Consider the following 17,092-nt stretch of genomic DNA (forward strand, 5'->3'; position numbering starts at 1 on the left):
TGCTCGGCTCCGCCTCGAATAAATTTGGTAGACTTGCTCAGTGGAAAGTGCGTAAATAAAAAAACACCTAGGAGACTCTCTGCGTAAGGGCAATATTGCTGTTCTACGTGCTGAAGTACTTAGTACCAAATTTGGCTCTATCATAGATTGGGTAGGAACCAAAAAAGACGTTGCATCTAAAGACCCAGGCAATTATTTACGGAGACGCATAGAAAGAACCCCACCGCCTGTGACACCTCCCCGAAGTTCGGGGAGGTTGGTGCAGGAGATATCACATTTTGCTTGTGCTGGTTAGGATATTCATTATCTCATCCGGACTTAAATGTGGATTTGCCTCTTTCATTAAGGCAATTACACCTGTGACATAGGCTGCTGCCATTGATGTGCCGTTGCTTTCAAGGGTTTTTTCTTCTAAACCAAGAGAGTTAATGCCTACACCAGGAGCAAGGACAAAGACACTCTCTTCAGAACCAGCAGGATTTGAGAAAATTGCTAGATTGCCATTTTCATCTGCAGCGCCAACAGCAATTACAAGGCGTTCTTGAGCAAAACGAGCGGGGAAGAGTGGTTCAGTTACCTGGTCTTCCCGATTGCCTGCTGCTGCAACAACCATGACTCCTTGTGCCTTTGCATACTGTAATGCAGCCCGTATTTGTTCGGGTTCGCCATTGAATACAGGGAAACCCAAGCTGAGGTTGATTATTTGGGCACCGTTATCTACGGCATAGCAGATAGCAGCTGCAATATCATCTTCTGTCCCTCCTGTGCTTTGGTTGAGAACTCGTAGTGGCATAATTTTGGCACTAGGAGCAATTCCAGTCACTGCGTCTGAATCATTGGCGGCTGAAATAATTCCTGCCACATGAGTACCATGCCAATCTTCTTTGTCAGGTGAAGCATCTGGATCGTCATCGACAAAATCCCACCCCTGTACATCATCAGTAAAGCCATTGCCATCATCATCGATACCATTGTCAGAAATTTCATCCGTATTTACCCATAAAGAACCTGCGAGGTTTCTGTTCTTGCGGTCAATACCGACATCAATAACGGCTACCACAACTCCCTGACCAGTGTAATTTTGTTGCCCATCTGCAACATCTGGTTGGTTTAAGGGTTCATCACTACTCTTCTGAACTGTTGATGTGGTAGAAGCTACAGAAGTTGGTGCCCCAACTGCCGCCAAGGCAATTGCTTTTTGTGCATCAATCTCACCATATCCTCGTTTTGAATCGTAGGTTGGTGTTTCTTGAGTTTGGGTGTTAGTAGTGAGTCCTGTTGCCGTTGCATTTTCTGCGGCAGATTGAATTTCACTAGCTGGTGCCCGATCGTTTGATTGGTCATCCAAATTATTAGTGGTTTGGGTGCCAGTATTTTGAGAATTTGCCGTTTGACTGTTAGGTTGATTGAGTTCTGCTGACTCTAAATTTTGGGGTGTAATTGCAGTCGTTTGAGACGGGCTTGCAGCTGCTTGGGGATTCTCAAATTCAGGTTCTAGGCCTTTCGCCAGCGAGGCAAGCATAGAAGTAAATGTTTCAGGCACTGTGAGACGGATTACCATGTCATTAAAGTCCAAATCGCCTCCGTCTGGCATATCTTCAAAGCCCCAGGTATTATCTCCCAAGAGACGAATGTGGTCAACTCGGTCAGGATTCGCCCGAGCATAAATAAAGTAAACGGCTGGATCGTTGGTGTTATCGTCGTCAAGTAGCTTCTCAAGAGTACTGTTAGCAATAATAAAGGGCGCGTATAGATAACCGCCTTCTAAATTGATTTGCAAACCACGACTATTGCGGTCAAAGCTGACGCCGTAAGCTTTACTGTTGCGGGCCGCCGCCTTAGTATAACCAGGATCGCCCGGTTTGAACAATTGTCCTGTCATTGGGTCACGTACTGTTCCTTGGCTGTCTTCAAGGCGGTAGAAGCCGACAGTGTTGTTATATGCTGCTTCGCTTTCGATAATTGGGAATAACACTGGCACTTGCAGACCTTTGAGATCGGACAAATCAAAGATTTCCCGCTCGCGTTGTCCTTGCAAGCTGGTACCTATAGGCATTGGCTCGTCTGTCAAATTAACTTTAAGGACTATATCTCGTGCAGTGTCGCCAAGTAAGTCTTCAAAGGCTAGTTCAAAATTTCCACTGCCTAAATCATTAATCTGTAAAACGCTTAGACCATTGGCACCAGCCATAGAACCAAATAAAACACGATGTCCAGAACCGTTTAGCACATCGTCGGTACTGCCTTTCTGAACTAAGTAGAACGCTAATAACGGAGAATTCAACCCTTGTAGGATGCGACTGGGGTCAGAAACAAAATTATCAGGGATGAGGGAGAAAATAACTTTTCCTCGTTGAAGTGCAGCTTGTAAATAGCCTGGGTCACTGGGTAATAAGCCATTAACACGCCCTTGTGTATCATCTACTACAAACACGCCGATTTCGTGAATGGTTTCGCGTTCAAGATGTTTTCCAGAAAGGGTAAACTTGAGCGTAGCTTTGGATACATCTCCGTTTATTTCTAGTAGATTTTCACCTTGCGGATTTTTTATAAGTACTAGGGGTAGTATTTCTGGCTGCGGTTCTATGGGGAGTACTACTGGCGATACTACTGGCGGTTCTATGGGGAGTACTACTGGCGGTTCTACTGGCGGTTCTACTGGTGGTACTGGGGGTGGAGGGGTAATCGCAGTACCGCTAAATGGTAGGGCATACTGTAGCCCAAAATTTCTTGATAGTTGATTTTCGCCCCGAGGCAATGTATTTGAGCCAAAGTGGCGATTGTAAACTTCTCCGTAATTACCAACAGCTTTGATGACTTTTACAACAAAGTCATTGGGTAATCCCAGGTCTTGTCCCAAAGTTCCTTCTAAACCTAAAAAGCGGCGGATGTCTACATCTTTACTAGTAGCAATGAACTCATCAATGTTTTGGGAGGTAATACCAAACTCTTCTGCCTGCACCAGCGCATTTACCACCCACCGGACTACATCCGCCCAATCAGATTGGTTTTCATCCAATACAAGGCTGAGTGGCTCTTTAGAGAGGACATCATTTAAAAGACGATGGCTGCCTGGATTCGATAATGTGGAAATGCGACTATTGAGAATTGCAAGGTCAATGGAAACAGCATCAATTTCGCCACGTTCATAAGCAGCAAATAAATCTTCCGCAGTAGCGAAGGTGCGAATTATCGCATTTGCTCCAAATTTTGCTAAAGCATCCTGCAAGTTTTGCTCGGAAGTCGTGCCGCTTGATACTCCGACTATACGACCATTAAGTGATGGTAAGTTATTAATGCCACTACTGTTTCTGACCATGATTCCCTGTCCGGTGTACATATAGGTCGGGCTAAAGTCCACCCCAAGCAAGGCATCTCGCATTAAGTTATGGGTAATTGAGTCTGCTGTTATATCGACTACACCATTGGCAACATTGGTGAAACTATCCTCAAATTTCTGATGCACAAATTCTATTTGATTTACATTGCCAAACAGGGCGGCAGATAAAGCCCGCACGAGGTCAATGTCAAAGCCCTTGTAACTGCCATCTGGTTGTTTCAATCCAAAACCGGCGGAATCGCCAGTAAGACCTACTTTCAATACACCGCGCTGCTTAATTTCTTGTAGTTGATTGCGATTATCATTGTTGATTAAATTAGCTTCAACGTTTGTTGAGCCACTAAATGGCAATGAGTACAACAAACCATCGTTCGTCCAGAGATGATTGCGAGTGCGGTCAAGTTCACCAAAGTGGCGTTTGTATAACTCATCATAGTTACCCACAGCTTTGATAACATCAACCACAAAGTCTTTGTCTAGTCCTAGCGCTTCACCTAAATTCCCTTCTACACCTAAGAAACGACGGATAGCTGAGTCGGTGCTATTGACAATGAAGTCATCAACATTGGCAGAATTAATACCAAATTCCTCTGCTTGAGTTGTGGCGTAAGTAACCCAACGGATAACATCTGCCCACTCTGATTGGTTTTCGGGTAACACCAAAGCTAGAGGTTCCTTCGATAACTCACCATCTAATATCTTGTGCCCATTGGGATTCGATAAAGTGGGTATCCGTCCTTTGAGGAGAGTACTGTCAATCGAAACAGCATCAATTTCACCACGCTCGTAAGCAGCGAATAGCTCATCGGTATTTGCAAAGGTGCGTCCTACAAAGGGAAGTCCTAAACGACCCAGGTAATTTTGCAAGTTTTGGGTTGAAGTAGAATCAGCGAGGGTACCAATCGTCATCCCTTTCAGGTCTAAAAGTGTCTTAATATTGCGGTCTGCACGTACTATCACACCTTGGCTGTCATAAAGCACAACCGGACTAAAGTCAAGATTTAAGCTGGTGTCTCTTGCTAAGTTATGGGTAGCGCCGATGGAAGCAACGTCTACCACTCCTGAAGCAACATTAAAGAACCCAGAACGAAAATCTTGAATGACAAACTCCACTGCATTCGGGTCGTTAAATAAAGCTGCTGCTAACGCTCTTCCCCAATCTACACTAAAACCGCTAAGACGCCCATCTTTCTCGACTGCAAAGCCAGGGTCACCAAGCACTAGTCCCACTTTGATATAACCTCTGGAACGAATTTGTTCGAGAAGATTGATACCAGTTGTGTTGGTTGTAGGTAGTGCGGTGTTGTTTGTATCTGAAGTTGGTCGAGTTATGGGCGCTAAAGTCGAAGCATCTATCGTAAATGGTGTCTCAGTTGCTTCTGCCTTGACTTGGCGTTCCGTCACAAGTTCTAAATGCGCTTTGATAGAAAAATCAAGGGCTGTTTCTCTAAATTTTTCAATTAGCACCAAAGGTTTTTCTTGGTAAAATAAAGTACCATTTTCAAATTTGAACCCACTTAAATCACCATTTTCAATGCCAAAACCAGAAGCCAAAATTTGAATGCGATCGCCTTCCAACGCATTAAAATCTAAAATTCTATCCATGCCCGAGTCAGGAGATGCAAATAGGAAGCTGTCTTCACCACGTCCACCACGTAACACATCTTTACCTGCTCCACCTTCCAAAAGATCTGCACCATCATCCCCTAGGAGATAATCGTTGCCGTCATTGCCCTGCAAATCATCATTGCCAGCATCACCATAGAGTACATCAATACCAATACCACCTTCCAAGCGATCGGCACCATCACCGCCTTTAAGTTCATCATCGCCTGCTTCGCCCTTTAAGGTATCTTGACCGGAGCCACCCAACAGATTATCGTCATCCGCTCCACCTATAAGTAGATCGTTGCCATAGTTGCCTTCTAGTCGGTCATTGCCTTGTAGACCCTGCATAATATCATCATCAAAGCCACCGATGAGTGTATCGTTCCCGTTTGTACCGATTAATTTATCTTCTTTGGGTAAAATAATTTCCTTACCATCATCGATAGCACTATCCGTTAGCACCATAGCTTGAGGTTGAGTAGTAGCAGTATCAGCCTGCACTACAGCTTGAGGTTGAGCACTGCGTCTGGAATCTCCAGTCAGTGTTATACCTGCTGTTTTCACTTCTTTTGCGGGTTCTGTATCATCACCAAACAAATTCAAGTTTAGGGGAACAACATTAGATGCAAGAGTGTAGTCACCACTCGCATTAAGTCGGAGAATTATAGTTTCAGAAGGTTCAAATTCTTTATCATCCAAGATTTGGATTTCAAAGGCAGCTTCAGTTTTTCCAGCACCAAAGGTAATTACCCCAGGCTGTGGGCCTAATATACGGTAGTCTTTATCGAGTTCCGCGCTGCCTTCAAGCGTGTAAGCAATTCTCAATCCTGTTGCTGGAGCAGGCTTATCCAGCATCACCGTAATTCGAGAGGTAAGAGTTGGCTGACTTTCGTCTAATTGAGTACGGTTTGCTTCCAACTTGGTTATCGTTACGGAGTACTCAACTGCTCCCACATCAACACCACCCATTTTCGAGCGGCTGCCACCGCTCTGGTCGGTACTAAGGTTATCTGAATTTTTACCATTATTAATAGCGAGACTATCCGGTAAGGGCATGTGAGTTTGAGTTAAACCGCCATTGTTTGCTAAAGGTGCGAGTTTAGGGTCGGTGATGCCGAGTTTGTCAGTTGCTTGGGAATTTAAAGATGGAACTGCATTAGTACCACCGATTAAATTATTCCCTCGACTTTGGAGTTGCCCCTTAAAGCCAGGAGCGCCTGAAAAATCATCATTGTTAGCGTTACCAGAAACAATGCTGGAAGTTAAGAAAACACCATAACCGGCATCAGCAATTCCACTGCCACTATTTGTAGCAGATTGGTTCAGCGTTACTGTCGAGTTATTAATCTTGGCATTTATAGCACCTGTTTGGTTATAAAGCCCTCCACCGGATACAGTTGCTTGGTTACCAGAAAGGGTACTATTGCTGAGGCTTAAAATCCCTTTGTTGCTAATCCCTCCACCAAACTGTTTAGCAGTGTTACTTGATAGCGTACTCCGAACAATGGAGGCATTACCATTATTAAAAATACCTCCGCCTTGATTATCTGCTGTATTATTAGCAAAAGTTGAGTCTGCAACCGTGAGTTTTGCCAACATATTTGAGTTCTCAAGAGCTCCACCATGAGTTGTGGCTTTGTTGAATTCAAAAGTGCTGTTAACAATGTTGAGAGTACCAAGGTTGCTTATAGCTCCCCCAACACCAACTGCGCTGTTATTAGCAAAACGGCTATTATTAATGGAGATTGTTCCAGTCCTACTATTACTGATAGCCCCACCATTTTTAGTTGCCTGATTGTTTGTAAAGGTGACATTTTCCAGCGTCAAATTTTCAGCATTACTAATGGCACCACCAAAGTCTGCTCGACCATTGCCGATTGTCAACCCTTTTAATGTGACATTACGTTGGCGATCGGACTTGCCATCATCAATTAAAAAGATACGGTTATTATTGTTTCCACGGAGGGTGATATTTTGCTGACTACCGTCAATAGTGAGGTCTTTATTAATGACAATATTGCCAACCTGAATGACCTGATTTTTTAGACTATCTGCGAAAGTTATTGTACCTCCTATGCCAATTTGAGCAATAGCATTCTGCAATGCTTGTGCATTAATACTAGGGAGGCTTGAAGTAGGTTTTATTTGAATATCTGCCAATCCAACTTGTGCATTTCTATAGTTTATATTGTTCCGCTTTTCTGTACCCTTTAGGGGTATTTCGGAATCAATGTAACCTCTACCCGTGTAATCGTTCGGCAAATTACGTGCAGAAGAATTCTGATTAAAGGAATTGGTAGTAACTGCTGAAGTGCTATCTGTTTCCGCAGTTGATAATACAGTCAAGTTATTTTGTGCTACAGCTGTTTTTATTATGTCAAACCAGGTCGATAAGTTTAATTTAGCATTAGTATCAGAAAGCACATCATCTTGTATAGCCTCAATATTAACGCTGTTACGACCAAAGATGATAGCGTTATCTTGCACCCGTGCCGTTGCGTTAAAATTTGCATTTGTCAACGTTTGTGCATTGCTGTTAGCCTGAGCACCGGAAGTTTCAGCGTAGCTGTTATTCTTCAGAGAAGAGCCATTGTCTTTAGCCTGTAGAGAAAATTTATCTGTATTTATGGATACACGTTCTCCGACCTCGGCTGTAGTATTCGAGGTAACGTTCATTGTGCTCAAGCCTAAGTTCATCCCTATTAAGCCCTTAACCTTCTGTGCAGCACTGGCTTCAAGGTTGGTTCTGTTGAGTGCTTGTAAACTTACAAGTTGTGCTGCTTTAAGTTGGCTGTCATCCCCTAGTTTTACAGAATTGTTGTTCATTAACCCGTGTAAAACCGATGTACTACCACCTGAAACAAGGGTTTTAGGACTAGTCAATGCGGAAATAATACCATCGCGATTGTCTGTAGCGCTCATCAATTTTATTGTTCTACCCGCCGTAAGTCTGCTAGCAGTACCAATTTGCACTACCGTTGTATTGGTAATAATCGAGCCAGCTGTAGCTGAACCCGACGCAAGAAAAGCTCCGAGGGCATCACCATTGCTATCGGCATCAGTTTTGTTGAAGGATTGAGCTTGTATGTCGATATCTACGCCAGTGGTAAGAAGAGCGTTGTCGCCAATTTTTGCGGTAATCTTGGACAAGACTGTGGTCTTTGTAGAAGAACCTACCAAACTACCAATTAAGCTACCGCTAGAAGATGTAGCTTTTGACGCTATCGAGCCATTTGGATTCAGAGATCGATCTAAGTTATTTAAAGCACGTACAATCACACTCTCTTTTGCAGAGAAAGTTGTGTTGTTACCGATACTTGCTTCGATAGTTGGTTGCCAAGTCGCATCGGCTTCGGATAAACCACATGATACACCACCAGCACTGCTACCATTGGCGTTTGCATTGATTGTACCAGTAGCTAAAGCCCAAATATTAGCTCCACCGCTCAAGGTTATGTTGTCCGCAGTATTTTGGTCATCATCGCCCACCCAAGCTTTAACTATGGGGGTTACCTTTGCTTTGGCGATCGCACCACTACCTGAGAAGATTCCACCAGTCGAAGCAGTAGCATCAGCCTGAATCGTGTTGTTTGATTGTCCAACTACCGTTAAGTTTCCTGCTCGGATATTACCTAGGAGTAATGCTTCGGTAGTCCCAGATTCTCCTGCTTGACCCCATACTAGCCCTACTGCAGCACCTCCATACTGGTTGCCTTTACCTTCCGCTGTCAGGTTAGATGTAGTTTCCGCTTGAATTTTTAAGTTTCTGTCGCTATTGATATTGGTATTTATTGTCGTGTACGCACGAGCATTATTTTTTGAATCGATAAGTGCTACGGCTGCTCCTAATGCCACACCACCGGCTCCACCTGCAATTGCTTTAACTGTCAGATCCTGGGCTTTGCTATTTGCTGTGATGTTAATATCCTGCGCTGTTAGATTAGCCCCTTGCCCGACATAAGCCGCAGTATTATTGTTGATATTAGCAATTGCTACCGAACCGCCGATAGATATACCACCTATTCCTGCAGCACCTGAAGTCATTTTGACTGTTGTGATGTGTTCGGCGTTAACAATAATGTTATCGTTGGCAGTAATTCTAGCGTTAGCGCCAATAAAAGCAGTGGTTCCTTGGCTAATTTTTGCGTTTCGGTCAAATACCTCTCCTACAGAAATGCTGCTAACTTTATCACTGAGTATGGTTTTTGCTTGATTTGCCAAACTCGAATTACCCAGCGCATTGCTAGCCTGATTATCGGATACCTGGCTATTTATCGATTGGTCTACTCTTCCTAATGCCTTCTCGGCATCTTCAGAATTCGCACTCCCTAAATTAAGAATAGAAATAGCCCCCTGGATAGCGCCGGCACCTGCAGCAGCGGCAACTACTTTTGACTCTACTGACTGCGTAGCCTTGGCTTCCACCGTAATGTTTCTACGGGTACTTACCTCTACGCCATCTCCAATGTAGGCAGTTGTTGTATTCTGAATACTGGTAACATCAACAGAGGCACCAACACCAACCAAGCCAGCCGAAACACCCCCCGATGTGTCATTGATACTAACTGTATCTTGTGCTGTTACTTGCACCTCACTGATGGTATCAAAACCTGCATCTTGATTAATGCGAGTGTTACCTCCTGCTACCTCTTCTATAAACGCTTGGGTGGTAGTTTTAATCGAGTTCACAATCGTCGCACCAGCAAGACCAACAACACCTACCGAACCTACCGCTGCTGTAGTAATTATATCCTCTTTCGAGTTAGCTTTGACCTGTAGCTTACTAACTGCATTAGCTGTTGAATTGGTGATGTATGCTTTGGTTTTGTTTTCCAACAGGTTGACAATGACCGTAGCTCCTACACCAAAACCAGCGCCCACGGTGAGTCCAACTGATGCCGCTCCGCCAATAATACCACCTTTGCTGTTATCATCTTGAATGCCCAACAGCACGGTATCATCAGCAATAACATTCAGCGTTCCTTGGGAGTTAACAGTGGAATTGCTGATATAAGCATTGTTAGTGTTTTGTAACTTAATAACCTTAACGCTACCAGCAACCGCAATAGCGACACCCTTGCCACTAAGGGCTAATGCTCCGCTGATAACAATGGCATTGAGGCGCTCTTGTGTATAGGAAGTAACATCTACACCACCACGAGCATTGACTTTTGCATTATCAATAAAGGCTGCAGTAGTATTAGCTATGACTGCAACATCAGCAGTTGCCCCAGCACCAACGCTAACTTTGTCATTGACAGCTACAGATACGCTACCAGCTTTGACATCTAAATCCGTAAGGTTAAAGGCTAGTACCTTCACCTTTGCACCTGGGTTTACCGTTGCTAAGTCTGAATTAACTTGAGAATTTTGGATATACGCTTGAGTTTTATCCTCGACGGTAGCTATAGAGGCAGTTAAGGAAACTCCAACTTGACCGCTACCAGAGGCAGTACCCGTCCAAGTATCTACCGTTTCTTTGCTGGTGGCAATGACTGCAAGACCTTGTAGACTTTCTGTAGTACCTGTGCCATCTGCGTTAGTTACATTAAAAATCCTTGTATTTCCTCTAGCTGTGACAGTGGAATTGTCTTTAACCGCAGCTTCGGTTTGATTTTTGAATATATTTGTTACCACTGTTCCACCAACACCAACTTTTCCAGCTCCAGAGAGGGTTCCCGCGTAAATATCTAGCTCGTTTGTTGTGTTGGCAAATAATAATACACTACCTTCTGCTGTGACTGTAGAGTTGATGAATGTTGCCTGCAAATTGTTGTTCAGCAAGTTTACATTGACGGAACCTGCCACACCCGCCGTACCGCCAATACTTCCACCAGCAGCAACAGTAGCAATGTCACTTGATGAGAAAGCTCTGACATCAATGTTTCCTGTAGCTGTTAGGGTTGATTTATTTGTTCCTGCCTGTATAGTGCTACTGAGTTCGTTATAAGATGCGGCTGCTCCTACAGCAGCAGTTCCGGCAACGCCAATCTGCCCTGCTGCTGATAAAATACTGTACCTTTCCATGAGTGGAAGTACATCTGAAGGCAATTCTTGCAATTGCAAGTCAGAAGGTGCTTCTTGTGCAAGTAGCGTTATGTTGCAGTCACCATAGGGGATGCCAGCAGTAGCGGTACTATCTTGAATCTGGGCATTAATGCTGTTTTGAATCTTGTTCCAAGAAACGGAGCCAGCAATTGCTGCTTTACCAGCAGCAGAAATTCCAGCCGAGAGACTAGCAATATTCGGTTTTGAGGTTGCTTTTAAATCGATATTGCCATTTTGTGCCGTGGCTTTTGATTGGTTTTTGATTAATGCTTGTATGCCATTGCGGATGGAGTTATAAGCGATCGCCGCCCCAATTGCAGTCTTCTCAGCCCCTTGAAGTTGACCTGCGAGGGATTTAATTTTGGATGTATCTTGGGCTGTTAGGGCTAAACCTTTAGCTGCGATCGTCGCTTTATCAAAATAGGATTCTACTTGGTTGTTGATGTCATTAATCGAAATAGAGCCGCCCAAGGCAAAAGTATCAGCCCCTGCACCTCCCGCAGAAATCGTTTCAATAGTGGCGTTAGATTCGGCATTTAAGGTGACTTCGCCCCTCATAGATAATACTGTTGCATTGTCAACCGATGCCACAACAGTATTACCAATGTCATTGTAGGCAATGGAAGCACCAACCGCAACTTTATCTGCTACCGCTAACGCACCAGCTAGCGAGCGGATCGTAGATGTATCTTCAGCTTTGAGACTGATTGCGCCGGTGGTGGTAACATTAGCATTGTTGGTAATATTGGCTCTCACCTTGTTGTTGATGTAATTGAGGGACACACTACCTGCAATAGCTACTTTGTCTGAACCTGCTATACCAGCTGAAATCGTCTCGATTTTCCCAGTAGACTTAGCATCCAAACTCAGACTCGAAGCATTGCTAATGCTAGACTTGTCAAGGATTGTCTCGACTTTATTATTAATATCGTTGTAAGCTAAAGCACCACCAAAGGCTCCTTTGTTTGCAGCGCCAATTGCCCCAGCGATCGATGAAATATTTCCTGTTGCTTGTGCTGACAGAGATACAGTAGTTACTTTGTTGACCTGACTATCATCAGTAATATCAGCGTTAACGTTGTTAGTGATAAAGTTTACCGATACTGTGCCAGCAGCCCCAACTGTTTTCCCAGCACCAACAGAGCCTGTTATAGCGTTAATTTCCCCTGTATTGGTAGCGGTTAAACTCAAAGCTTGATTCGTTAAAGTTGATTTTTTAACTCTTGCTTGGGTGTTATTTTCGGTCTTGTTATAAGCAATAGCCGCCCCAACCCCAGCCTTTCCACCGAGAGAGACAGCACCAGCAATAGCTAGTAAATTTGCCTTATCAGCTGCGTGCAACCTTAAAGCGTTATTCCCTTTTACTTGGGCGCTATCTAATAGAACTACTGTGTTGTTCTTAATTAGATTAATCGACACAGAACCAGCAACAGCATAGCCTTTCTCACCTACAGTACCCGAACCACCAGCACTGAAAGATGAAAGTTCACCTTTGCGATAGGCTGTAATATCCAGCTCGTTAACTTGTAAATTGGCACCCGTAATCGTTGATTGGGTGTCTCCCTCCAATTTTGTCCTGCTAAAGGAACCAGCAAGACCTACAGACGTTTTATCGGAGCTAGAGTTGTTGACAAAAGCAACTGAACCAGACAAAGCAACTATGTCTGTTGTATTTTCGCTGGATAACCTTACCCGATCGGCTTTGAAAGTTCCTTTATCATTGATGCGAGCCTTGACTTTATCAGTAATTGTATTCCAAGCTACATCACCGGAAATGCCGATGCCGTACTTTCCTTCTGCTTTTTGAGATACTTCTGAGGTTTGAGGAGGGGTACTATTAGTATTACTTTGAGATGCTTCTGAGGTTTGAGGAGGGGTACTATTAGTATTACTTTGAGATGCTTCTGAGGTTTGAGGAGGGGTACTATTAGTGTTACTAGGTAGTATATCTTTAGTTAATGTAGACGTTGGTTGAGGGGGCGTATCTGTTGAAGGTTGAGGGTTGGCTTTTGAGGAAGAAGCTATTGCTCCCGCCAGTCCCACGACTGTAACTTTTCCTGTAGAGTTAGCTTTAAGGTTGAGGTCACCTGTAACTTCAATACTGCTCGTTTTACTAGAGGGTGTGTCGCTGTCGTCCTCAATTAAAGCAAGAGTTTCTCGTTCAATTTCATTAATACCAACAGAGGCACCAATGCCTACATTTTCTGCTTTGATGAAGCCTCCTATTAAATTGAAGTGCGTAATATCATTATTCGCGGTAACGTTAACACTATCACCAGCGATCGCTGCTCCACTAGCAACTTGTGCGTGCGTAATATCCTTCTGATTGACTAACGAGAAAGTAACTGCTGCTCCATAAGAGCCAACCGCCGGTGCTGCACTTCCAGAAGCTACTAAATCTACTGAGTTTGTCTCCTGAGTTGCATTGACTTCTAGCTTTTTCGCATACAGCTTTACTCCATCCTCAATCTTGGCTTTGGTCGTATTCTTGAAAAAGAGAAACTGGGAAGCTACTCCAGCTCCGGCTGTCGCAGTTTTGAGCTTTGCACCACCTAACTTTGGCACAATTAACTGAGCGGCGTTGGTAATCGTGGCATTAGGGTCATAGTTGCCGCTCATGTGTAACATGGTTTCCTGAGTGTTAAGAGCGTTAACACTAACGTTCTGATTGTCACTCCGATAATTGAGATTTTGATTAATCTTGGCATCATGGTCAATGTAAGCAAGGCTTTGATTATCCATCGAGATAATATTTACTGAGCCAGCCACTCCCACCTTTGTCCCTACAGCCGTAGCTTGTGCCCACGAGGAAAAAGCATCTTGAGATAATATGTCTAGTATATTGCCACCAATGTTCTTAAGTGCATCCCACCAAGTTTTATCCTCTCCACCTGCACCCCAAGGCGCAAACAACGAGGGAATTTCAAATTTAGATTGAACAGTTAATTTATTTTCTCCAGGCTCAAGTAATTTTGTTATTTCTTGAGGAGTTAATGCTGCTATTTTTTGCTCAATGAGTTTTATTTCTATATCAATAAATTTTGTGATTTCTTCCGCAGTTAATTTTGCTTTTTCTGGAGTGAAATTTGCTATTTTTTTAGCAAGTAAGATTTGCTGAATTAATGTTGCGATTGTTTCTGGAGTGAAATTTGATTTTTTTAGAATTAAATCTTTCTCAATCAATTTTATTTGAGAATTTAATTCTTTGATTTCTCCCACATTTAATATTATTTCTACCGGAGTTAACTCTGCTATTTGTGGTTGAAGTAATTTTATGATTTTTACCTCAGTTGATTCATCTGGAGTTAATTTTGCTTTTGCTGCATCAAATAATTTTGCTTTTTTTTCTTCAGATAATTTTGCTATGTCTTCCTGAGTTATTAGTGCTCCTTTTGCATCAACTTCGGCGGCAGATCCTATATAAGCTTTAGCTGTATGGGAAAAATCTCCTATATTGACAGCAATACTTACAGCGTTTTTAACCTGATTCTCATTACTCTCCTTGCCACTCTCGACTCCACTAACAGATTGAACTTGGGGCTTATCCGCCACGTTCGCTTCTACGCTTACAATCCTGTCAGACTTCACCTTGGCACCTTCGCTAATGCTAGCAGTGGCATCTTCTTTAAATACAGAAACTGCTACTGCTCCCCCGAACCCTATTTCATTAGTGGTACCACTACCTTCGCTACGTGAGTCAGATGGAGCTTCAGCTTTTTTATTTTTCAGCCACCCGTACAATTTTTCGGCACCTGTGCCAACTAATCGTGTAACATCCCGTGCAAATGGTTGTGCTTCTGCTACACCAACTTCTGCTGCAACCTTATTTTCCTCATATTCACCTTTTTCATTTTTCGCTAAAGTGGATTCTGATGTGATGTGAGTACTTCCCTTAACTGTTGCTTCTCCACCTAAAGAAGCCGTTGTTTTTAGGTCAAATACCCCAACTGCCGCTGTTAAGCCAACACTGCCGTCATCATAGGCTCCACCAAGCCCCTCCACTGACAAAGCACGCTTGGTCTCTGCTGACACTTTTAGATCGCCACCTACATTTAATTTTGCACCGCTATTAATTTCAGTAGTAGTTAGGACATTAGATTCACCATAAGCAAGTGTAATTGCCAAAGCAGCAGGATTTTTAAGTTGAGTGTTGGTATTAGCAAAAACGTCTAAAGATATATCACTATTTGATTTAATCTCAAGAAATCCCTTGGTGTTAATAGTAACACCGTCCGCAATTTTTACTTTCGTCTCGGCATTTGCTATCCCAGCTGCTAATCCAAGAATAACTCCCATAGGAGCAGATTTAGCGTCAGAATTTGAGCTAGCAGTTAAAGTCACACTGCTGCCATCAATTAGGGTACCGTTGTTCACATTAACTTTAGCGAAAGCATCTGTTTTGCGGTAAGACCCAATAAATCCCTCAATGTCAGTTTTAAAGAATCTTAAAGTTGTAGAGATAAGGCTATCAGATTCTAAAAAGCGTGCTTTACTCGTGGAATTCGCTGTAATATTAATGTCTCCACCTTTGAGTGTCGCTCCTTGTAGATTAATCTCAGTATTAGAAGTCACGAAGCCTACAGCGCTAATCGTAGATTCCTCGCTCTTTGCCTCTAAAAGTATTTTGCCAGTTCCAGTGTTTATACTTGTGTTACTACCAACATCGATCTTTTCAGCACGAACTATTAAATTGCCATCTAAAGTATTTATGGAAGAATTCAAGTTTGATATAACAGTATCTTGACCCTCTTCTCCATCAATTAGGAGAGACATCTTTTTGCTAAAACTTAGTCCTCCCAACTCAACAAAGTCATGACTAGCACCTGTGTTGATTGTGACAGTCGAAAACAAGTTTGTATCTGCTTGAATTTTATTTGCGCTAATTTGCGTTAATCCATTGCCACTGATATTAATTGGAGCCTTTATGTCCTCTATTACTAACTTCTTATTAGTTGAGTCGAAAGATACTTTTAAAAAATTTATTTGCTCATTACTATCTGTAAACTTTAATTCTTCATTATTAATGGCAACATTACCTAATACTCCCTGAAACTCAGAACCAAAGTTTAAACTATCCTCTTCAATGGTGCCAGTTGCAACTTCTAACTTCCAATCACCGCCATTAGCAGCATTTCCTGTCAAGTTATCCGAAGCTGCTATATCAGTCCCTGTTAAGACGCCTAACTGTTTTACAAAATCCTGACCAGCTTGTGTGGCAGCAACATTACAGCCATAAATCAAAATATCGGCATTCAATGTAAATGATTGACTCCAAGCTTTTAAAGCTTCTTGGTAGTGATTGAGAGTCTCTTGACTCAAAGCCGCTGTTCCTAGTTGCAACCTACCAGACTCACCATGAGAAATAATATGAACTGCTTGCAGTTGACGATATTGCCCTAGAACTTCACTAATTTGAGCAATGCCATCGCTGCCAGCATCAAGCAGCACAACTTCAACATTAGGCTGGAACTGCTTAACTAAGTTTTCATAGCCTTTTACATTAGCATCTACAAAAACAATTTCATGAATTCGTTCGCCTTTAAAAATGCCGTTAGCCCCAACTAGAACATCATCAGGCATCAAATTTGTTAATGAGTCAACACCATGTGCCCTTGTGCTAATGGTTGAGTCAATTGGCGCAACTGCTTCAGAACTCCATATACCTTGCTCAACAAACCTAGGGACTTCTGATACTGTGGGGCTAAGGTCTAATGATACTGCCAACGTGCCAGGAGTCTGTACTTGTGTTGTCTGACCTATATTATAGGGGTCTAATTCAAGATTAGAAATGCTCGCAAAATGTGTTTTTTCATTCAAAGCTTGGCTCGTATTAATCTTATTTTCTTCCATGTCACCCTTCCTACTTAGTAATAAAAAAGCCAAAAAAACAAAATTATTAGATATTTCCTAAAAAAGCCTACAAAAAACCACAATTTTAGGTTTGTCATGCACGGAAAAAGACAGATAGATTGCTCTGTCTGCCAATTACCATGAAGTTTTACTGATTTGAAATGTAAAAAAAAACTCATATTTTAGAGATGCGATTAATCAGAGAGCACTGTAGGCGGTTTCTCCGACAGTGCCGCAATAGCAATC

1 protein-coding gene is annotated in these 17,092 nt (G+C 42.8%); it reads right to left on the reverse strand.

Annotation, left to right across the window (positions count from 1 at the left end; translation table 11 throughout):
- Window positions 1-271: 271 nt before the first annotated feature.
- On the reverse strand, window positions 272-16,846 hold the full coding sequence (locus tag F7734_RS21005; protein ID WP_155746486.1) for a DUF4347 domain-containing protein: 16,575 nt from the start codon (window positions 16,844-16,846) through the stop codon (window positions 272-274).
- Between the last annotated feature and the right edge of the window lie 246 nt (window positions 16,847-17,092).

Source organism: Scytonema sp. UIC 10036, from assembly GCF_009725235.1.